This window comes from Marilutibacter penaei (genome assembly GCF_014145395.1).
Classification (GTDB): domain Bacteria; phylum Pseudomonadota; class Gammaproteobacteria; order Xanthomonadales; family Xanthomonadaceae; genus Marilutibacter; species Marilutibacter penaei.
On record NZ_JACHTE010000001.1, the window covers coordinates 187485 to 206692 of the forward strand.

The window sequence follows — 19208 nt, forward strand, 5'->3', positions numbered from 1 at the left end:
GCGCCTCAGAGTCCAAGGATCAGGTGGGTGATGATGTTGCGCTGGATCTCGTTGGATCCGCCGTAGATGCTCAGCTTGCGCAGGTTCATGTAGCCGGCGGCCGCCTGCGATCCGCTCCCCTCGACCGAGTACGCCAGCGCGTCGCGACCGTGGGCCTCGACCTGCAGGGCGGAGATGCGCTGCAGTATCTCGGTGCCGCGGATCTTCAGCATCGAGGCCTCCGGCCCCGGCGCCTTGTTGCGGGCTTCGTCGAAGATCACCCGCAGGTTGGTGACCTCCAGCGCGCGCAGCTCGAGCTCCACCTGGGCGACGCGGGTGGCGAACAACGGGTCGTCGATCATCCGCGTGCCGTCCGCGCGCGGCGTGGTCGCGATATCGCGCAGCCGGCGCAGTTCGCGCCGCGAGGCGCCGATGCCGGCGATGTTGGTCCGCTCGTGCCCCAGCAGGTACTTGGCGTAGGTCCAGCCGGCGTTCTCGTCCCCGATGCGGTTGGCGACCGGCACGCGGACGTCGTCGAACCAGACCTCGTTGACCTCGCAGGTGCCGTCGAGCAGGCGCGTTGGACGCACTGTGATGCCTGGCGACTTCATGTCGACCAGGACGAAGGAAATGCCCTTCTGCGGCTTGGCCTCCGGATCGGTGCGCACCAGGCAGAAGATCCAGTCGGCGTGCTGGCCCAGGGTATTCCAGGCCTTCTGGCCGTTGAGCACGTAATGGTCGCCGTCGCGCTCGGCGCGCATCTTCAGCGAGGCGAGGTCGGAGCCGGCGCCCGGCTCGGAGTAGCCCTGGCACCACCAGTCGCGCCCTTCGATGATGCCCGGCAGGAAGCGCTGCTGCTGCTCGGGCGAACCGAAGCGCATGATCACCGGGGCGACCATCTTCAGGCCGAACGGCAGCTGCGCGGGGGCGTCGGCGGCGGCGCACTCGTTCTCGAAAATGTACTGTCGCGTCTTGTCCCAGCCGGTGCCACCGAACTCGACAGGCCACATGGACGCGCCCCAGCCCTTCGCGTGCAGGATGCGTTGCCAGGCGAGGATGTCCTCGCGCACGTGGCGCTCGTCGCGCGTCCGCACGCGCTCGCGGATGTCGGCAGGCAGCGCGTCGGCGAGGAAGGCGCGCACCTCGTCGCGGAACTGGATTTCTTCGGGCGTGAAGCTGAGGTCCATGGCGGTCCGGTCGTCTTCGTGGAAGTCAGGGAGTCGTGGGGTAGTAGCGGGCGAGCATGCGGGCGACGCAGGCGGGGCGTTCGCCGCCTTCGATCTCGACCGTCGCGTCCCAGGCTGCCTGCATGCCGCCGGTCACCGGCTCGATCGATGCAAGCACCACCCGTACGCGGATGCGGCGGCCCGCGGGTACGGGTGCGGGGAAGCGCACGCGGTCGAGCCCGTAGTTCACCGCCATCGCGATGCCGTCGATACGCAGGCAGGACGCGATCAGTGCCGGCAGCATCGACAGGGTCAGGTAGCCATGCGCGATCGGCATGCCATACGGGGATTCCAGTCGTGCGCGTTCGACATCGACATGGATCCACTGGTGGTCGCCGGTGGCATTCGCGAAGGCGTCGATGCGGGACTGGTCGACGGTCTGCCAGTCGCTGCAGGCGAGTTCCTGGCCGACGCAGGCGGCGAGCGCCTCGAGGCCGTCGATGATTCGGGGCGTGGCATCCATCAGAACATGGCCTCCTGCATCGACAGGACCGTGCCGTCGTTGCGTTCCAGCAGGGCGAGCGCGACATCGACCTTCGGCAGTTCCCAACCGAAGAACCAGCGTGCGGCCTGTTGCTTGCCGCGGCTGAAGTCGTCGTCACGATCGCTGGTCGCGAGCGCCTGTCCGAGCCACGTCCAGGCAAGCGCGACGTGGCCGAAAGCTTCCAGGTAAGGCGTCGCATTGGACAGCATCGCCCCGGGGTCGCCACTGGCATGCAGATCGCGGGTGACCGCGACCAGGCGTGCAAGTCGGGCGCCAAGCGCATCGGCCTCATCGCACCAGGTGCTGGTCGCCCGCCCCTCCACCATGGTCGCTTCAACGCGGGCCGCGAAAAGCGCCAGCGCTTCGCCACCGCCCGCGGCGACCTTTCGGCCCAGCAGGTCCAGCGCCTGGATGCCGTGCGCGCCTTCGTGGATCGGGTTCAGCCGGTTGTCGCGGTACAGCTGTTCGACCTTGTACTCGCGGGTATAGCCATAGCCGCCGTGGACCTGGATCGCGAGGTCATTCGCCGCCAGGCACCACTGCGACGGCCAGCTCTTGGCGATCGGGGTCAACAGGTCGAGCAGCAGGCCGAGTCGACGGCGTTCGTCGTCATCCGTCGCAAGCGATGCGTCGTCGACGAGCTTGGCGCAGTACAGGCTGAAAGCGAGCGCACCTTCGACATAGGCCTTCTGCGCAAGCAGCATGCGACGCACGTCCGGGTGCCGGATGATCGGCACCTGCGGCTGCGACGGATCGCGCTCGGCCAACGGCCGGCCCTGCGGCCGGGTGCGCGCATAGTCGAGCGCATGCAGGTAGGCGGTATAGCCCAGCGCAGTCGCCCCCAGGCCGACGCCGATCCTCGCCTCGTTCATCATGTGGAACATCGCGGCTAGGCCTTCGCCTTCCGCGCCAACCCGGTAGCCGATCGCACCGGCGCGGCCCTCCGGGCGGAATCGCGTTCCCTCGCCGAAGGCCAACAGGCAGTTGACGGTGCCCCGGTAGCCCATTTTGTGGTTGATGCCGGCCAGCTGCACGTCGTTGCGCGCACCGACCGTGCCGTCGGCGTCGACCAGGTGCCGCGGCACGATGAACAGCGAGATGCCCCGCGTGCCCGGCGGCAGCTTGCCGTCGGCGCCCGGCACCTTGGCCAGCACCAGATGGACGATGGTGTCGGCCAATTCGTGGTCGCCGCCGGAGATCCACATCTTGCTGCCGGTCAGCCGGTAGCGCGGGCCCAGTAGCGACTCCCCGTCGGGCTCGGCACGGGTCTGGATGTCGCCCAGCGACGAACCGGCCTGGGGCTCCGACAGGCACATGGTGCCGAGGAAGCGCCCCTGCAGTTCGGGCAATGCGAAAGCTTCGATCTGGGCCGGCGTACCGTGGGCCAGCAGCAGGCTGGCGTTGCCCATCGTCAGGACGGGATATGCTGCGGTCGCGACGTTGGCGGCGTACAGGTAGGCCATGCCGGCACTGGCAACCACGTGCGGCAGTTGCATGCCACCCATGTCGTAGTCCAGCGTGGCCGCCAACAGCCCGGCATCGGCGAACCCCCGCACCGCGGGGCCAATCTCTTCGATCAGCTCAACGGCAGTGCCGTCGAAGCGCGGCTCCTCGCGGTCGGCCTTCTGGTAGTGGGGCGCGAACAGATCGGTGGCGATACGCTCGCAGGTATCGAGCGCGGCGTCGAAGGTCTCGCGGCCATGGTCGGCGTGGCGCGGCGCATGGCACAGCGCCTCGACGTCCAGCCAGTCGTACAGCAGGAACTCCAGGTCACGGCGCGAGAGCAGCAAGGATTCCATCCGGGCCTCAGGCGATCTCGAACAGGCCGGCGGCGCCCTGCCCGCCGCCGACGCACATGGTAACGACGACATGTCGGACGCCGCGGCGCTTGCCCTCGATCAGCGCATGGCCGACCAGCCGCGCGCCGCTGACGCCATAGGGATGACCAACGGCGATGGCGCCGCCGTTGACGTTCAGGCGGTCGTGCGGGATTCCCAGCCGGTCCATGCAGTAGAGCACCTGCACGGCGAAGGCCTCGTTGAGTTCCCACAGGCCGATGTCGTCCACCGACAGGCCCGCGCGTTCCAGCAGCTTCGGCACCGCGAACACCGGGCCGATGCCCATTTCGTCCGGCTCGCAGCCAGCCACGGCGAAGCCGCGGAAATAGCCAAGGGGCGTGATGCCTCGGGCGCGCGCGGCTTCCGCCTCCATCACCACCGACGCGGAGGCACCGTCCGAGAACTGGCTCGCGTTGCCGGCGTTGATGACGCCCCCCGGCACGGCCGTGCGGATCGCCGCGACGCCTTCGTAGGTGGTGTCGGCCCGGATGCCCTCATCGCGATCGAGCGTGACCTCGCGCGTGAGCATCTGGCGCGTCCGGGGGTCGGCGGTCGCGGCCCGCACGGTGATCGGCACGATCTCGTCGTCGAAGCGCCCGGCGGCCTGTGCCTCGGCGGCGCGGCGCTGGCTTTCCACGCCATAGCGGTCCTGGCGCTCGCGGTCGATCCCGTAACGCTTCGCCACGTTCTCCGCGGTCTGCAGCATCGGCATGTAGATCGCCGGCACGTGCGCCTTCATCCACGTGTCTTCGAGCATGTGGGTGTTGATGGTGTTCTGCACCGTGGAGATGCACTCCACGCCACCGGCGACGAAGACCTCGCCTTCACCGGCGATGACGCGCTGCGCCGCCATCGCGATGGTCTGCAGGCCCGAAGAACAGAATCGGTTGACGGTGGCGCCAGGGACGCTCGCCGGCAGGCCGGCCCGCAAGGCGATCTGTCGGGCGATGTTGCTGCCGGTGGCGCCTTCGGGCCAGGCGCAGCCCATCAGCACGTCTTCGACCTCGACGGGATCGATGCCCGCGCGTTCGACGGCATGCTTCACCACGTGGCCGCCGACGGTGGCGCCATGGGTCAGGTTCAATGCGCCCTTCCAGCTCTTGGCCAGGCCGGTGCGCGCGGTGGAAACGATGACGGCTTCTTTCATGGAGGCGCTCCCGGTCGGGTCAGTTGAAGGTGCGGCCGGATCCGGCCAACTCGACCAGCAGCGGGGCCGGTTCCCACGCCCCGCCTTCGTGGCCGGAAGCAAAGCCGCGGATGGCCCGCAGCACGTTGTAGAGGCCGACCTGGTCGGCGTGGAACATCGGACCGCCGCGCCAGACCGGGAAGCCATACCCGGTCAGGTACACCACGTCGATGTCCGACGCCTTGGCGGCGATGCCTTCCTCGAGGATCCGCGCGCCCTCGTTGACCAGCGCGTAGACGAGGCGCTGCACGATTTCTTCGTCGCTGACGCGCCGCTGGGGCACGCCCAGCTCCGCGGCATGCTGCCGGAGCATGTCGGTGACCACCGGCGATGGACGCGCGGTGCGGTCACCGGGCGCATAGTCGTACCAGCCGGCGCCGGTCTTCTGACCGTAGCGGCCCAGCTCGCAGAGCCGGTCGGCGGTACGGCTGTAGCGCATCTCCGGCTGCTCCACATAACGCCGCTTGCGGATCGCCCACCCGATGTCGTTGCCGGCCAGGTCGCCCATGCGGAACGGGCCCATCGCGAAGCCGAAGGCCTCGATGGCGCGGTCGATCTGCTGCGGCAGCGCGCCTTCCTCCAGCAGGAAGGTCGCCTGCCGGCTGTACTGCTCGATCATCCGGTTGCCGATGAACCCATCGCAGACACCGGACACCACCGCGGTCTTGCGGATCTTCCTCGACAGGTCCATCACCGTCGCCAACGCATCCGGCGTGGTCTTCGCGCCACGCACCACTTCCAGCAGCTTCATCACGTTGGCCGGGCTGAAGAAGTGCGTGCCGAGCACGTCACCCGGCCGGCCGGTGAACGCGGCGATGGCGTCGACATCGAGCGTCGAGGTGTTGCTGGCGAGGATGGCGCCGGGCTTCGCGACGGCGTCGAGTTCCCCGAACACCTGCTCCTTGACGCCCAGCTCCTCGTAGACCGCTTCGACGACCAGGTCGGCGTCGCCCAGGTCCGCGTAGTCCAGGGTGGGCGCGACCAGGGCCATCCGTTGCTCGACCTGTTCGACGGTGAGCTTGCCCTTCTTCGCGCTGTTCTCGTAGTTGCGGCGGATGGTGGCAAGTCCGCGATCCAGCGCCTCCTGCCCGGTCTCCAGCAGCGTCACCGGGATACCGGCATTGAGGAAGTTCATGGTGATGCCGCCGCCCATGGTGCCCGCCCCGATCACGCCGACCGAGCGCACCTCGCGCCGTGGCGTGGATGCGTCGATGCCCTCGACCTTGGACGCGGCGCGATCGGCGAAGAAGGCATGGCGGAGCGCGGCGGACTCGGGGGTCTGCATCAGGTGCGCGAAGGCTTCGCGTTCGACCTTGAGGCCCGCGTCGAACGGCTGCTTCACCGCCGCTTCGATGGCGTCCAGGCACTTGAGCGGCGCCGGGAACTGTTTCGACATCGCACCGACGGTCAGGCGCGACCAGGCGATGAAGGCCTCGGCATCCGCATGCCCGACCTCGCGGTCGCGCAGGCGGGGGTGCGGGCCCTCCCGAGTGGCGGCCTCGCGGGCGAGCGCAACCGCCGCGTCCACCGCACCGCCGTCGACGACGGCATCGAACAGGGCCGTACCAGCCAGTTGTGCGGCCGCGACCGGTTCGCCGGAGACGATCATGTTGATCGCGGTTTCCAGGCCGACCGCACGCGGGAAGCGCTGGGTGCCGCCCGCCCCCGGCAACAATCCCAGTTTCACTTCCGGCAGGCCGATCTGGGCGCGGGCGTCCGCGATGCGATGGTGGACACCCAGCGCCAGTTCCAAGCCACCGCCCAGTGCCATCCCTTCGATCGCCGCGACCACCGGCTTCGGGCTGCGCTCGAACGCCTCGATCACGGTCGGCAGGCTCGGCTCCTGCGTCGCCTGCGGCGTGCCGAACTCGCGGATGTCGGCGCCGCCGGAGAAGGCGCGCGAACCACCGGTTACAACGATCCCGCGGATCGCGGGGTCGGCGACGGCGGTGTCGAGCGCGTCGACCAGACCCTGGCGCGTCGACAGGCCCAGGCCGTTCACTGGCGGATTCGCGAGGGTGATGATCGCGACGTCGTCGCGCACTTCGGTGTTCACGGACATGCGAGAGGTTCCATGGATTCGGGATGGCGAAGCGGTGGGAAGGTCATGCGCCACCTGCGCGCTGCGCGAAGCGCCAGCCCAGGTCAGCCAGCGGCGCGACCTGGCGGCCGTATTCCAGCGCCTGCGGGCTGCTGGCGATGCCGGCCTCGGCACGCTTGGCGATGCCCTGCATGATCGCGGCGAGGCGGAACACGTTGTAGGCGAGACAGTAGTTCCAGTCGCCGGTGGCGTCGCGCCCGGTACGGCGGGCATAGGCCGCGGCGTAGGCGTCCTCGCCGGGAATGCCGAGCGACGCCAGGTCAACGCCGCCGAGCCCGCGGAACAGCCCCTGCGGCATGTGCCAGGTGAGCATGTGGTAGGCGAAGTCGGCGGTGCGATGGCCGAGCGTGGAGAGCTCCCAGTCGATCACCGCCAGGATGCGCGGCTCGTCGGGATGGAAGATCACGTTGTCCAGCCGGTAGTCGCCATGGACGATGGAGACGTCGTCTTCGGACTGCGCGGGCACGTGGCGCGGCAGCCAGTCGATCAGGCGCTCCATCGCGTCGATGCGGTCGATCTCGCTCGCGCGGTACTGTGTCGTCCAGCGCGCGACCTGGCGTTCGAAGTAGTTGCCGGGCTTGCCGTAGTCGGCCAGGCCCAGCGCCGCGTGGTCCACGGTATGCAGCACCGCGATCACGCGGTTGAGCTCGTCGTACATCGCCGCGCGACCGGACGCGTCCATCCCGGGCAGGGTCGGGTCCCAAAGGATCCGCCCTTCCACGTGCCCCATGACATAGAAGGCGCGGCCGATCACCGATTCGTCCTCGCACAGGCCGCACATGCGCGCGACCGGCACGCCACTGCCCTGCAGCGCCGCCTGGACCCGGTACTCGCGTTCGATCGCGTGCGCGGACGGGAGCAGTTTCGCTTTCGGCGCGGGCTTGGCGCGCATGACGTAGTCGCGACCAGGCGTGTGCAGGCGCCAGGTGGGATTGGACTGTCCTCCCTTGCAGCGCGAGACGGTCAGCGGCCCGGCGTAGCCGTCGACATGGCCGGCCAGCCACGCATCCAGCGCCTGGATCTCCGCGTCCGGCAGGGTCCGGGCATTCGCTTCGCTCATGCCGCCACCGCCTGCAGGCACCCGTCGATCAGTTGGGGCACGACGTCATGCACGTCCAGCCGTGCCGCGCACGCGACTTCCGCCTGCAGCCCGACCGATGCCATGTGGCGCCCGACCCGCGAGCGCCCCAGCGCCGTCGCCGCATCGGTGCCGTCCGCGAGCATGAAGGCCGCGATCGCCGCGTCGGTGGGCGCGTAGCCGCCCGCGCCCAGCCGGCGAAAGTGCGCCACCAGGTGTCCGGCGCCGTAGAAGTCCTCGAGATTGAAGCGCGCGGCGGAGCCGGCGCACACCAGCAGGACGGTCATGCCGGGATGGGCCGAGGCCACGTGCCGCGCCACAGCGGCGCCATTGAGCAGCGCCGCCGCATAGACGTGCGAGGCCCCGTGCAATGCGGCAAGCGCAACGGTCCCGTTGGTCGTGGAATAGGCGAAACGGGCACCGTCCAGGCCGTCGGCCGCCAACGCCAGTGGCGTGGCCGGGCCGAACCCGTCGATCGGCCGGGCCATGTGCTCGCCCGCAAGGCGTGCACCCGGCAGCCCAGCCGCGATCCGACGCGCGTCGTCCGCATCGCTGGCAGGCCACACCCCGGCGGCGCCGTGGGCCAGCACATGGACGATCGTCGAGGTCGCGAACAGCACGTCGAGCACCACGACGACTTTGCCGCCCAGACGCGCCTGCTCGAGTTCCTCCCGTTTGACCAGCACGTGCAGCGCCGCCATCGGCATTCGCCCCATAAAGTTCCATTTAATGGAACTTATTGAATGAATTATGGAAATCAATCCGTACGGGTGTCGATGGAATCGAATATTTACCCCATTGTCAACCGCTGAAAGCGTGATTACGATGGATCCTGCCAACCACTTGTAAAGTTCCATTTAATGGAACTAAATCACGGGAATCGGAATAACACCATGGATTTCGCGCACAGCCAGCGGGTCGAGACTCTCCGGGAGCGCCTGCTGGCGTTCTTCGACCAGTGGATCCTGCCGGCCGAGGCCGTATACCTCGACGAGCAGCGGCGCCACCAGGCCGCGGGCAACCCCTGGCAGCCGATGGAAACCGTGGAAGCGCTGAAGCCCCGCGCCCGCGAGGCCGGTCTGTGGAACCTGTTCCTGCCCGACTCGCCTCGCGCCCCCGAAGGCCTGAGCAATCTGGAATACGCGCCGCTGTGCGAAATCATGGGGCGGGTGCCGTGGTCGCCCGAGGTGTTTAACTGCTCGGCGCCTGACACCGGGAACATGGAGATCCTCGAGCGCTTCGGCACCGATGCGCAGAAGTCGCGCTGGCTCGAACCCCTGCTCGACGGCAGCATCCGCTCCGCCTTCCTGATGACCGAGCCCGCGGTCGCCTCGGCGGACGCCACCAACATCGAGTGCGCGATCCGCCGCGACGGCGACGCGTACGTGATCGACGGCCGCAAGTGGTTCGCCTCGGGCGCCGGCGATCCGCGCTGCCAGCTCTACATCGTGATGGGCAAGACCGACCCCGGCGCCGAACTCCACCGGCAGCAGTCGATGATCCTGGTGCCGGCGGACACGCCGGGCCTCGAGGTCATCCGCCACCTGCCGGTGTTCGGTTACGACGATGCCCCGCACGGTCACATGGAGATCGCCCTGTCCGGCGTGCGCGTACCCGCGTCCAACGTCCTGCTGGGCGAAGGCCGCGGCTTCGAGATCGCCCAGGCGCGCCTGGGGCCCGGCCGCATCCACCACTGCATGCGCACCATCGGCATGGCCGAGCGCGCGCTCGAACTGATGTGCACCCGATTGAAGTCCCGGGTGGCCTTCGGCAAGCCGATCGCGGACCACTCCGTCTGGCACGAACGCATCGCCCAGTCGCGCTGCATGATCGAGCAGGCGCGGCTGCTGACGCTCAAGGCCGCACACATGATGGACACGGTCGGCAACAAGGTCGCGCGCGGCGAGATCGCGATGATCAAGATCGTCGCCCCGCAGATGGCCTGCCAGATCCTCGACTGGGCGATCCAGGCCCACGGGGGCGCCGGCGTCAGCGACGACTTCCCGCTGGCGAGCGCCTATGCCTCGATCCGCACGCTCCGCCTGGCCGACGGGCCGGACGAAGTGCACTGCGGCACCGTCGCGCGGCTGGAGCTGCGCCGGCACGACACGGCGGCCTGAACCGCCACCACTGGACCGCATGATGGGCAATCCCAAGCGCAAGATCGACACTCTCAGCCTCGCCATCGACGAGGACCACCCGCAGTTCGTCAATGCCATCGGCCGCGCCGCGGCGATCCTGCGCTGCTTCGAGCACGGCGACCGGCGGCTCGGCAACCGCGACCTGGCCCTGCAGACGGGCCTGCCCAAGGCCACCGTGTCGCGGCTGACCTACACCCTGGCCGCGCTGGGGTTCCTGTCCTACTCGGAGAAGCACGAGAACTACGCGCTCGGCACTTCGGTGCTGTCGCTCGCGCACGCCTACATGCGCGGCAACGACGTGCTCTCGGTCGCGCGCCCGCTGATGCGTGAGCTGGCCGAACACACGCGTTCGGCGGTCATGCTCGGCGAGGCCGACCGCGGCCGCATGGTCCTGCTGGAGATCGCCCAGGGCGACCCGATGTTCGAGATGAAGCTCGCGGCCGGCGCACGGGTGCCGCACGGCTCCACCGCACTGGGGCGTGCCGATCTCGCCGGGCGCCCGCCCGAGGTGTTCGAACGCCTGATGGTCGAACTGGAACGCGAATGCGAGCCCGGCTACTGGCCGCGGCTGCGCTCGGGCATCGTCCGGGCCCGACAGGACTACGAGCACCATGGCTTCTGCTTTTCGATGGGCGATTGGAACCCGGACGTGTTCGCGATCGGGGTGCCGATGGCGTCCGCGGATGGCAGCCGGGTGCTCGCCTTCAACTGCAGCGGACGGGTGTCGGTGATGACCCGGGAAAAGATCATCGATGACTTCGGCCCACGCCTGGTCGCCCTGCGCGACAAGGTCCTGGAGATCACCGAAGGCCGTTTCTGAGCCTGCCCGAACCGCCAAGGAGACCCGCATGAAAGCCATTGTCTGCGAAGCCTGGGGACCGCCGTCCTCGCTGCGCCTGGTCGAGCTCCCCTCGCCCCAGCCGGGACCCGGCCAGGTGGTCGTGCGCACGCGCGCGGCCGCGGTCAATTATCCCGACGCACTGATCGTGGCCGGCAAGTACCAGTTCCAGCCGCCCTTCCCGTTCTCCCCGGGCGGTGAGCTGTCCGGTGAAGTGATCGCGGTCGGCAGCGACGTCGAACGCATCGCGGTCGGTGACAAGGTGGCCGCGATCGCACCCTTCGGGGCCTATGCGGAAGAGGTCGCAGTGGATGCACGCAACGTGATCCCGCTGCCGGCGGGCATCGACGACGCCGCGCTGGAGATCGCCGGCAGCTTCGTGCTGACCTACGGCACCTCGCTACACGCGCTGAAGGACCGCGCGGCGGTTCGCGAAGGGGAAACCCTGCTGGTGCTCGGCGCAGGGGGTGGCGTCGGCCTCGCAGCGGTCGAGATCGGCAAGCTTCTGGGCATGCGGGTGATCGCCGCCGCCTCCAGTGAGGCGAAACGCCAGGCGGCGCTCGACCACGGTGCCGACGACGCCATTGACTACACCGAGGGCCAGCTGCGCGATCGCATCAAGGCCCTGACCGGCGGCCGCGGTGTCGACGTGGTCTACGACCCGGTCGGCGGCGAAACGACCGAGACCGCGCTGCGCTGCGTCGGCTGGGGCGGCCGCCATCTCGTCGTCGGGTTCGCCGCCGGCGACATCCCACGCGTGCCGATCAACCTGCTGCTGCTCAAGGGCAGCGCACTGGTGGGCGTGTTCTGGGGTGAGTTCGTCAAGCGCGAACCGGCGAACAACGTGGCCAACATGAAGCAGCTGTTCGACTGGCTCGCCGCGGGCCGCATCCGTCCGCTGATCTCGCGCCGCTACCCGCTTGCGCGTGCGCCCGAGGCGCTCGACGCGATGCTCGCCCGCGAGGCGGTGGGCAAGCTGGTCGTGATCCCGGGCGCGGACGACTGACACATCACCGTAACGACTACAGGGCGCGCCAGACGCCACGGGAGGGGACGCATGCACAAGAACGCCACGCACTGGCCGCCCGGCCTGCCGCCGGACATGGCCATTCCAGAGACATCGATCGGCTACAACCTCGAGGTGGCCGCCACCCGCTACCCCGGGCGCACCGCGATCGCCTACTACGGCAGCGAGATCCGCTACGACCGCCTCCTGGACGAGGTTGAACGCCTGGCCGACCACCTGCAGCACGCCTGCGGCGTCGCCAAGGGCGACCGGGTATTGCTGTACATGCAGAACTGCCCGCAGTTCGTCATCGCCACCTACGCGATCCTCCGCATCGGCGGCGTGGTCGTGCCGGTCAACACGATGAACCTGGTCCAGGAGGTCCGTCACGTCGCAGTCGACAGCAGCGCGAAGGTGGCGCTGTTCTCGCAGGAACTCGCGCCGAACATGATGCCCCTGCTCGGCCACGGGATCGAACACGCGGTGGTGGCCTGCTACCGCGACTACCTTGCGCCGGACACCGACCTGCCGGTCCCCGATGCCGTCTCTCAGGCTCCGATCGCAGTGGACGGCGCGACACCCTGGACTGACGCGTTATCCGGTTCAATGCCCGTGCGACCCGTCGATGTGGCGCCCGACGACCTCGCCTTCCTGGTCTACACGTCCGGCACCACCGGCGCGCCGAAGGGTTGCATGCACACGCACCGCAGCGTGCTGGCTTCGGCCATCGGCTGTCGCGAGTACTGCCGCCTGCCCAAGGACCAGATCGCCCTGTGCGCATTGCCGATGTTCCACGTCACCGGCCTGCAGACCGGTGTCAACGCGGTCATCCACGACGGTTCGACGATGGTGGTGATGACCCGCTGGGACCGCCAGTGCGCGGCGATGCTGATCGAGCGCTACCGGGTCACCAGCTGGACCGCCATCCCGACCATGCTGTTCGACTTCCTCGCGCAGCCCGGGCTCGCGGAGCGCGACCTGTCCTCGATCACCCTCCTCAGCGGCGGCGGCGCGGCGATGCCGAAGGCGGTGGCGGAGAGGATCCAGGCCCTGTGGGGCATTCCCTACGTGGAGGGGTATGGCCTGTCGGAAACCATGGCGACCACCCATACCAACCCGGTGCACCGGCCCAAGGCACAGTGCCTCGGCATCCCGGTACAGAACACGGATGCGGTCGTCGTCGACCCGGACACGCTGGCGATCCTGCCGCCTGGGAAGGTCGGCGAGATCCTGATCCGTGGCCCGCAGGTTTTCAGGGGCTATTGGCAACACCCGGAGGCGACCGCCGCGGCCTTCGTCGACATCGAAGGCGAGCGCTTCTTCCGTACCGGCGACCTGGGCTACGTGGACGACGAGGGCTACTTCTTCATCGTCGACCGGCTGAAGCGGATGATCAATGCGTCGGGCTACAAGGTGTGGCCAGCCGAGGTCGAAAGCCTGATGTTCGCGCACCCGGCGATCCAGGAAGCCTGCGTGATCGGGATCCGCGATCCGCAGCGCGGGGAAGGGGTGAAGCTGGTGGCGGTACTGGCGGAAGGCCAGTCGACGACCGAGGCCGAAGTGATCGCCTGGGCACGCGCGCACATGGCGGCATACAAGGCCCCCCAGGTCGTGGAGTTCGTCGATCGCCTGCCCAAGAGCGGCACCGGCAAGGTGCAGTGGCGGGAACTGCAGGCGCGGGAGCGGGCGCGCGAATAGCTGGGATCCTCGCGCTGGTCGCGAAGGCGACGGCTGCCGGGATGGGGGTGGCGGAGAGCCGGGCAGGACGCCCGGCGACCCGACTTAGAGACAGGACGTCGTCAGAAGGGCGGAGCCACCCCCATCCCGGCAGGTGGCGCCTCCTCCCGGAGCTGGCCGATCAGTACTTCACGCGGAACGTCACGCCGTACGTCCGCGGCGCGCCGATGAACGCGTTGTACGAACCGGTCTGCAGCGGCGCATCGAAACCGACCTGCTTGTAGGTCTCGTCGGTCAGGTTCTGGCCCCACAGTTCCACCGACCAGTGGTCGTCGGCCTGGGCGACGACGAAACGTCCGCTCACCAGCGTGTAGGCCTCCTGGTTCTTCTGCGGCGCCAGGTCGGAACCGGTGTTCTGCTCGGACGTGTACTTCGCACCGAGGAACAGCCGACCGATCAGGTTGTCGGTGAAGCCCCACTCGTAGCTGACCGCCGCACTGCCCTGCCACTCCGGGGCGAAGCCCGGCGTGGCGCCCGGCAGGCGCGACAGCGCGGCATCCGGCAACGGATCGTCGCCATACTCCGCCTGCAGCCAGGTCAGGCCACCCTGCAGGGTCAGGCCGTCCACGCCCGTCTGCCAGATCACGTCGGTATCGATGCCGTAGGTATTCAGCTCCGGAATCGAGCGGACCACGTAGCTCGACCCCAGGAAACTGTTGAGCTGGAAGTCGCTGTAATCCTGCTTGAAGTACGCGGCGTTGAGCAGCAGGTTGCCGTCAAGCAGCGTCGCTTTCGCACCCAGTTCGTACGCATCCACGAACTCGCCCGGGAACGCGGTATCGGTGCTCGGGGTGATGCCAATCTGCACGCGATCGAGATTGAAGCCACCCGCCTTGTAGCCGCGCGACGCCGACAGGTAGGTCATCAGCGCCTCGTTCCAGCGGTATGCCGCCTTGAACGTGCCGGACCACTCCTTCTCTTCCCGTTCCTGGTGGGTCGACAGGCCATTGAACAGCGTGTTGGCCCACGGCAGGCACATGTAACCGATCACGGTCGGCACGATGCCGCCCACGAACTGTGCCGGTACGCCCCGCGCGATGAGCGCCTGTGCGACCTGGTTGGGGTTGGTGAAGCCGGCGGTGCAACTGGGGCTGCCGTTGGGATTCGAGTAGAGGCTGTCGACCTCCTTCTTTTCCTGCGTGTAACGCAGGCCCAGGGTCAGGTCGAGCGCATCGGTCGCATGGAACGTCATGTTGGTGAACGCGGCGGTGCTCTTGGCGTTCTGGTCGAAGCGGTCGTGCGAGCCGCGACCCGCGAAGCTGGTGCCGTAGGGCTGGCCACCCGCCTCCGCGAGGAAGGTCGCGCCGCCCGCGGTGTTCACCAGGCCCGGCGGGAACGAGGCGGCGATGTTGTTCAGCAACGCAATCGAGAGGTAGGGCTCGTACACGCTGCCCATCTTGATCGAGTCGCGGCGGATGACGTCCTCGTCGCTGTAGAACAGGCCGACCATCCAGTCCAGGCGATCGGTGGCACCGGTCAGCCGGAACTCCTGGCTGAAGGTATCGAAGGTGACCGAGTTCAGATCGTCGCCGTACTCGCGACGCCAGATGTCCGCGGTGGAGAAGTCGATATCCGATTCGTTGGTCGAATCCCAGCTGCGACTGGCGGTGATGGAGGTCAAGGTGGCATCGCCGAACCACGGCGTGTCCCAGTTGATCTCCATCGACAGGCCCTTGTCGACGGTGTCCGTCCGCGTGCCGAGATTGCTGTAGGCGACACGTGCGGAAGGATCCGGCGACGGGAGGGTGCCCTCGCCGCCCGCCAGCGCGTCGACGATCGCCGCCGCCGGGCCGCGCGTGGTGGTCACGCCGACGCAGCAGTTCTCGTCGCGCGACGTGAAGTCGGCGATGAAGTTGATGTCGACGCTGTCCGAGGGCTCGATCAGCAACTGTCCCCTCACGGAGTGGAAGTTGATGTTGCCGTCTTCGTCCTCGGTACGCGGTCCGGCCCCGGTGACCACGTCGGTCACGCCGTCGCGCGCGCGCTTCACCGCGTAGACACGGAACGCGGCGTTGTCGCCGAGGTTGTCGTTGTAGGCGCCGGCCAGGCCGATCGCACCGTAATTGCCGACGGTGATCTCGCCTTCCGCCTCCTGCTCGTAGTGCGGACGCTTGGTGATGACCTGGATCAGGCCGGCGGAGGTGTTCTTGCCGAACACGGTGCCCTGCGGCCCCTTCAGCACCTCGATGCGCTCGACCTCGCCGAGGTCGCCGAAGCCAACGCCGTTGCGCGGCCGGTACACGCCATCGATCACCACGCCGACCGAGGATTCGAGGCCGGGATTGTCGCCGACGGTGCCGACGCCGCGGATGCGCGCGGTGGTCTGGCCTTCGTTGCTGGTGCTGCTGACGTTCAACGCCGGCACCAGCAACTGGACGTCCTTGATGTCGCGGATGCCGGCGTCCTGGATGACCTGCTCGGGGACGACCGTCAGCGAGATTGGCACGTCCTGCAGCACTTCCTCGCGCTTCTGGGCGGTCACGGTGATCCGGTCGAGGGTGGTCGCCTCATCGGCGTCGGATGCCGCCTGCGCGAACACCGGCATGGCGGGCATCGCCAATGCCAGCACGATCGACAGGGACAGGGTGGTGCGGCCGGGACCGGCGCCCCGCGCGGTACGTCTGGTGACTGCTTGAACCATGATGCATCCCTCCCAAGGATGAAAAGCCTGCGACCGCATGTCCGGGCCTGTTCCGGCCGGTTGGACGATCGCGCGTCTGGTTGAAACCTACCGATGCCTCGTGCAGTCGACCGTCATCGTCCATGCCGGCCATCCCGCGCTCGCACTCCCCTGCGTGTTGCCACTTCCCCGGTCATCGCATCCCGCACCGACCCTGTCCAATGTGTTCATCCCGCCAATGCCTCTCGCAGCGACTCGCGCAGGCCGGCGCGGCCGGCGAACGGGTCGTCCGGCGGCGCCAGTGCGGCAAGCGCTTCCGCGCGCTGCACCACGGCGCCCAGCGCCTTGGGGTGCGACACGATGTAGAAACGTCCTTCGCGCACTGCCTCGAACGTCAACGCCGCGACATCGGATGCGCTGACGCGACCGGACTCCACCGCCTTCTCCACCAGCGCCTCGGCGACCTTCTGCGAACGGGTGGCATCGCAGGCCTGGCCCGTCGGCCTGTTGCGCGCGGAATGGGCGATGCCGGTCGGCACGTAATAGGGGCACAGCACCGAGGCATGCACGCGGTCGCTGACCAGCGCCAGGTCGTGGTGCAGCGTTTCCGACAGCGACACCACCGCGTGCTTGCTGACGTTGTAGACGCCGCTCAGCGGCGGATTGAGCAGGCCGGCCATCGACGCCGTGTTGACCACGTGGCCGCGATAAGCGGGATCCGCATCGGCCCAGGCCAGCATCCGCGGCACGAAGGCGCGGATGCCGTGGATCACCCCCCACAGGTTCACGCCCAGCGCCCAGGCCCAGTCGGCCTCGCTGTTTTCCCACAGCAGCCCACCGGCACCGACGCCGGCGTTGTTGAACACCAGGTGGACCGGCCCGAATGCGGCGACCGCGTCCGTGGCCAGGCCCTCGACCGCGGCACCGTCCGCCACGTCGACGACCCGCGCGAGTACCTCGGTGTCCGCGGGCAACAGCGCGCAGGTCGCGTCCAGCGCGTCGGCCTGGATGTCGGCCAGCACCAGCTTCATGCCCTCGGCGGCCGCACGCAGCGCGAACGCGCGGCCGAAGCCCGAGCCCGCCCCGGTGATCACCACCGACTTGCCGCGCAGGTCGTCCATCGTCATACCGCCGTGTAGCCGCCGTCGACGGCCAGCACCTGCCCGGTGATGTGCGCGCCCGCGTCCGAAGCGAACAGCAGCGCGGCACCCTTCAGGTCCTCGTCGCCGCCCAGCCGCCGCAACGGCGCGTTGCCCATCAGCGCGTCTTCGCCCAGCTTCTCGATCAGGACCTCGCTCATCTTCGACGGGAAGAAGCCCGGCGCCAATGCATTGACCGTGATGCCATGGACGCCCCACTCACCCGCGAGCGCACGGGTGAAGTTCACCACCGCGCCCTTCGCACTGTTGTAGGCGATGGTCTTCATCGCCCCCGGCGGGTTGCCGCGCAGGCCGGCGATGGACGCGACGTTGATGATGCGGCCGTGGGCACGCGGGATCATCGAACGGCGCGCGACCTGCTGCGAGAGCAGGAACAGCCCGCGCACGTTGAGGTTGAACACCTTGTCCCAGGCCTCGACCGGATGGCTCTCGGCCGGCGCGCCCCAACTGGTGCCGGCATTGTTGACGAGGATGTCGACCTGGCCGAGCCGGTCCATCGCGGCTTCGGCCAGGGCCTCCACGCCTTCGGGGTTCGCGCCATCGGCGGCGAAGCAGTCGGCATCGATGCCACGCCCGCGCAGGTGGGCCACCGCCGCATCGAGCTCGGCCTGCTTGCGCGCCGATACCAGCACACGTGCGCCGTAGTCGCCGAGCGCCTCGGCGATCTGCAGGCCCAGGCCGCGGGAACCGCCGGTCACCAGCGCGGTGCGGCCATCAAGATTGAACAGGGTACGTCGCGTATCCATTTATATTTTGTATTATGAAACTTAGTTTCTAAAATTGAATCCAATCTAGCTGCACTCCGCCGCCCATTCAATACCCCAGGGCATGGGACTTGTTGTGCAAAGCAACATATATCAAGGCTCTCAAGGGGCTTGATCACCGCACGACGGCGTCCTACCATCCTTCTGTAATTCGGAACATAGTTCCATATTGCGGAATACGGTGGATATCAAGGATGCACCCACCCGGCCGCCGAACCGACCGGAGCCTCGATGGGCAGCCCCAAACGCGACAGCCAGACCTTCAGCCTGCCGATCGATGCCACGCATCCGCAGTTCGTGAATGCGGTGGGGCGGGCGTTCTCGATCCTGCGCTGCTTCCAGCATGGCGAGCGCTACCTGGGCAACCAGGAGATCGCCCGCGAGACCGGCTTGCCGAAGCCGACGGTGTCGCGGCTTACCTTCACCCTGGCCTCGATGGGCTACCTGGAGTATTCCGCGACGCTGGAGAAGTACGCGCTCGGCACCGCGGTGCTGGCCCTCAGCCACGCCTACATGAAGAACAACGACGTGGTCTCGGTCGCGCGCCCGCTGATGCGCGAACTGGCCGAGTACACCCAGTCCGCGGTGATGCTGGGCGCCGCCGACGGACTGCGCATGGTCGTGCTGGAGGTCTGCCAGGGCGACCCGACCTTCCAGCTCAACCTGTCGCCCGGGGCGCGCGTGCCGCACGGCTCGACCGCGCTGGGGCGCGCCGACCTGGCCTCGCGTCCGCTCGACGTGTTCCAGCACCGCCTCCGGGAGCTGGAAGGCGAGATCGAGCCGGAAGACTGGCCGCGCATCCGCGACGGCATCCTGCGCGCGCGCGAGGAATACGAGACCTACGGGTTCTGCTTCTCGATGGGCGAGTGGAACCCCGACGTGTTCGCGGTCGGCGTGCCGATGGTGTCGGCCGACCGCAGCCGCGTGCTCGCCTTCAACTGCAGCGGGCGCATCTCGGTGATGACGCGCGACCGCCTGATCCGCGACTTCGGTCCACGCCTGGTCGCACTTCGCAACACCGTGTTCGAGAAGGTCGAAGGGCGGTTCTGA

Annotated in this window: 15 protein-coding genes; 5 read left to right on the top strand and 10 right to left on the bottom strand. The window is 68.3% G+C overall.

Features of this window, described 5'->3' with window-relative positions; all coding sequences use genetic code 11:
• Nucleotides 1-5: 5 nt before the first annotated feature.
• The 7 genes from H4F99_RS00755 to H4F99_RS00785 are packed head-to-tail and all read right to left on the bottom strand — an operon-like array spanning nucleotide 6 to nucleotide 8593.
• Entirely contained in the window at nucleotides 6-1166 is a 1161-nt protein-coding gene (locus H4F99_RS00755; protein WP_182667803.1) for an acyl-CoA dehydrogenase family protein, read from the bottom strand.
• 25 nt (nucleotides 1167-1191) lie between these two features.
• Entirely contained in the window at nucleotides 1192-1668 is a 477-nt protein-coding gene (locus H4F99_RS00760; RefSeq protein WP_182667804.1) for a MaoC family dehydratase, read from the bottom strand.
• Nucleotides 1668-3488: an acyl-CoA dehydrogenase gene (locus H4F99_RS00765; protein WP_182667805.1), complete on the bottom strand. Its 1821-nt coding sequence runs from the start codon at nucleotides 3486-3488 to the stop codon at nucleotides 1668-1670. Before H4F99_RS00765 ends, H4F99_RS00760 begins: the two co-directional genes overlap by 1 nt.
• 7 nt (nucleotides 3489-3495) lie before the next feature.
• Nucleotides 3496-4674, bottom strand: a complete 1179-nt coding sequence (locus tag H4F99_RS00770) for an acetyl-CoA C-acyltransferase (RefSeq protein WP_182667806.1) — start codon at nucleotides 4672-4674, stop codon at nucleotides 3496-3498.
• 19 nt (nucleotides 4675-4693) lie between these two features.
• Nucleotides 4694-6775 carry a 3-hydroxyacyl-CoA dehydrogenase NAD-binding domain-containing protein gene (locus tag H4F99_RS00775; RefSeq protein ID WP_182667807.1) on the bottom strand — a complete coding sequence of 694 codons (2082 nt, stop codon included), beginning with the start codon at nucleotides 6773-6775 and terminating at the stop codon, nucleotides 4694-4696.
• A 43-nt stretch (nucleotides 6776-6818) separates the two neighbouring features.
• Complete coding sequence (locus H4F99_RS00780) at nucleotides 6819-7874, bottom strand: phosphotransferase family protein (protein WP_182667808.1); 1056 nt, start codon at nucleotides 7872-7874, stop codon at nucleotides 6819-6821.
• Nucleotides 7871-8593, bottom strand: coding sequence for a 2-phosphosulfolactate phosphatase (locus tag H4F99_RS00785; RefSeq protein ID WP_182667809.1), 723 nt, complete (start codon nucleotides 8591-8593; stop codon nucleotides 7871-7873). Before H4F99_RS00785 ends, H4F99_RS00780 begins: the two co-directional genes overlap by 4 nt.
• Nucleotides 8594-8785: 192 nt before the next feature.
• On the opposite strand from H4F99_RS00785, the gene H4F99_RS00790 reads away from it, so the two are divergent.
• The 4 genes from H4F99_RS00790 to H4F99_RS00805 are packed head-to-tail and all read left to right on the top strand — an operon-like array spanning nucleotide 8786 to nucleotide 13575.
• Nucleotides 8786-10012, top strand: a complete 1227-nt coding sequence (locus H4F99_RS00790; RefSeq protein WP_182667810.1) for an acyl-CoA dehydrogenase family protein — start codon at nucleotides 8786-8788, stop codon at nucleotides 10010-10012.
• A gap of 22 nt (nucleotides 10013-10034) precedes the next feature.
• Complete coding sequence (locus tag H4F99_RS00795) at nucleotides 10035-10853, top strand: IclR family transcriptional regulator (RefSeq protein ID WP_182667811.1); 819 nt, start codon at nucleotides 10035-10037, stop codon at nucleotides 10851-10853.
• Between the two features lie 28 nt (nucleotides 10854-10881).
• Nucleotides 10882-11877: an NADPH:quinone oxidoreductase family protein gene (locus H4F99_RS00800; protein WP_182667812.1), complete on the top strand. Its 996-nt coding sequence runs from the start codon at nucleotides 10882-10884 to the stop codon at nucleotides 11875-11877.
• Nucleotides 11878-11928: 51 nt separating this feature from the next.
• On the top strand, nucleotides 11929-13575 hold the full coding sequence (locus H4F99_RS00805) for a long-chain-fatty-acid--CoA ligase (protein ID WP_182667813.1): 1647 nt from the start codon (nucleotides 11929-11931) through the stop codon (nucleotides 13573-13575).
• 160 nt (nucleotides 13576-13735) lie between these two features.
• On the opposite strand, the gene H4F99_RS00810 is transcribed toward H4F99_RS00805, so the two are convergent.
• From H4F99_RS00810 to H4F99_RS00820, 3 genes are all read right to left on the bottom strand, one after another.
• Entirely contained in the window at nucleotides 13736-16255 is a 2520-nt protein-coding gene (locus H4F99_RS00810; protein WP_182667814.1) for a TonB-dependent receptor, read from the bottom strand.
• 206 nt (nucleotides 16256-16461) lie between these two features.
• The gene (locus H4F99_RS00815) at nucleotides 16462-17355 is read right to left on the bottom strand and encodes an SDR family oxidoreductase (protein ID WP_182667815.1); all 894 of its coding nucleotides are present in this window, start codon (nucleotides 17353-17355) and stop codon (nucleotides 16462-16464) included.
• Between the two features lie 2 nt (nucleotides 17356-17357).
• A complete protein-coding gene (locus tag H4F99_RS00820) occupies nucleotides 17358-18140 on the bottom strand; it encodes an SDR family oxidoreductase (protein ID WP_182667816.1) in 783 nt (260 codons plus the stop codon).
• A gap of 249 nt (nucleotides 18141-18389) precedes the next feature.
• Between H4F99_RS00820 and H4F99_RS00825 the strand changes: the two genes are divergently transcribed.
• Nucleotides 18390-19208 carry an IclR family transcriptional regulator gene (locus H4F99_RS00825; protein WP_182667817.1) on the top strand — a complete coding sequence of 273 codons (819 nt, stop codon included), beginning with the start codon at nucleotides 18390-18392 and terminating at the stop codon, nucleotides 19206-19208.

Bases quoted from the DNA above. Each gene is read 5' to 3' on its own strand.
- H4F99_RS00755 (WP_182667803.1), bottom strand. From the start codon at position 1,166: ATGGACCTCAGCTTCACGCCCGAAGAAATCCAGTTCCGCGACGAGGTG.
- H4F99_RS00760 (WP_182667804.1), bottom strand. From the start codon at position 1,668: ATGGATGCCACGCCCCGAATCATCGACGGCCTCGAGGCGCTCGCCGCC.
- H4F99_RS00765 (WP_182667805.1), bottom strand. From the start codon at position 3,488: ATGGAATCCTTGCTGCTCTCGCGCCGTGACCTGGAGTTCCTGCTGTAC.
- H4F99_RS00770 (WP_182667806.1), bottom strand. From the start codon at position 4,674: ATGAAAGAAGCCGTCATCGTTTCCACCGCGCGCACCGGCCTGGCCAAG.
- H4F99_RS00775 (WP_182667807.1), bottom strand. From the start codon at position 6,775: ATGTCCGTGAACACCGAAGTGCGCGACGACGTCGCGATCATCACCCTC.
- H4F99_RS00780 (WP_182667808.1), bottom strand. From the start codon at position 7,874: ATGAGCGAAGCGAATGCCCGGACCCTGCCGGACGCGGAGATCCAGGCG.
- H4F99_RS00785 (WP_182667809.1), bottom strand. From the start codon at position 8,593: ATGGCGGCGCTGCACGTGCTGGTCAAACGGGAGGAACTCGAGCAGGCG.
- H4F99_RS00790 (WP_182667810.1), top strand. From the start codon at position 8,786: ATGGATTTCGCGCACAGCCAGCGGGTCGAGACTCTCCGGGAGCGCCTG.
- H4F99_RS00795 (WP_182667811.1), top strand. From the start codon at position 10,035: ATGGGCAATCCCAAGCGCAAGATCGACACTCTCAGCCTCGCCATCGAC.
- H4F99_RS00800 (WP_182667812.1), top strand. From the start codon at position 10,882: ATGAAAGCCATTGTCTGCGAAGCCTGGGGACCGCCGTCCTCGCTGCGC.
- H4F99_RS00805 (WP_182667813.1), top strand. From the start codon at position 11,929: ATGCACAAGAACGCCACGCACTGGCCGCCCGGCCTGCCGCCGGACATG.
- H4F99_RS00810 (WP_182667814.1), bottom strand. From the start codon at position 16,255: ATGGTTCAAGCAGTCACCAGACGTACCGCGCGGGGCGCCGGTCCCGGC.
- H4F99_RS00815 (WP_182667815.1), bottom strand. From the start codon at position 17,355: ATGGACGACCTGCGCGGCAAGTCGGTGGTGATCACCGGGGCGGGCTCG.
- H4F99_RS00820 (WP_182667816.1), bottom strand. From the start codon at position 18,140: ATGGATACGCGACGTACCCTGTTCAATCTTGATGGCCGCACCGCGCTG.
- H4F99_RS00825 (WP_182667817.1), top strand. From the start codon at position 18,390: ATGGGCAGCCCCAAACGCGACAGCCAGACCTTCAGCCTGCCGATCGAT.